Raw genomic sequence first — 823 nt, 5'->3', positions numbered from 1 at the left:
CCCCGACCCCCACACCCCCGTCATCGTCGCCGCCACCGCCGGCACCACCGACGCCGGCCTCATCGACCCCCTCCCCGCCATCGGCGCCCTGTGCCGCACCCACGGCGCCCGCCTCCACATCGACGCCGCCTACGGCGGCGGACTCCTCTTCAGCGACCGCCACCGCCCCCAGCTCACCGGCCTCGACACCGCCCACACCGTCACCCTCGACCTGCACAAACTCGGCTGGCAACCCGCCGCCGCCGGACTCCTCGCCGTCCACGACCCCGACGACCTCACCGCCCTGCACCACCACGCCGACTACCTCAACGCCCCCGACGACACCGACGCCGGCCTCCCCGACCTCCTCGGCCGCTCCCTGCGCACCACCCGCCGCCCCGACGTCCTCAAGATCGCCGCCACCCTCAAAACCCTCGGCCGCACCGGCCTCGGCGCCCTCGTCGACCGCGTCTGCGACCACGCCCGACACCTCGCCGACCTCATCACCGCCCACCCCCGCCTCGAACTCCACGCCCCACCCACCATCAGCACCGTCCTCTTCCGCCCCACCCACGCCACCGACACCACCGTCGCCGACATCCGCCGCCGCCTCCTCACCCACGGCCACGCCGTCCTCGGCCGCGCCCGCCTCGACGACCGCCTCTGGCTCAAAGCCACCCTCCTCAACCCCCACACCCGCCCCGCGGACCTGACCGCACTCCTGAACCTGGTGGAAGGAAACACCCCCACATGAGCACGCCCCCACCCCACGACACCGACACCCCCCGCGACCTCGTCGGCATCGGCATCGGCCCCGCCAACCTCTCCCTCGCCGCCCTCGCCC

Annotated in this window: 1 protein-coding gene; it reads left to right on the top strand. The window is 74.5% G+C overall.

Annotated elements, in window-relative coordinates:
- Positions 1-733: pyridoxal phosphate-dependent decarboxylase family protein (locus KMS84_RS38690; RefSeq protein WP_256921237.1), on the top strand; the 733-nt coding region annotated here is incomplete at its 5' end.
- Positions 734-823: the final 90 nt, after the last annotated feature.

Source organism: Streptomyces hilarionis, from assembly GCF_024539675.1.
GTDB classification, from domain to species: domain Bacteria; phylum Actinomycetota; class Actinomycetes; order Streptomycetales; family Streptomycetaceae; genus Streptomyces; species Streptomyces hilarionis.
The sequence above is the reverse complement of the archived record's forward strand: the minus strand, read 5'-3'. Positions and strand labels throughout refer to the sequence as shown.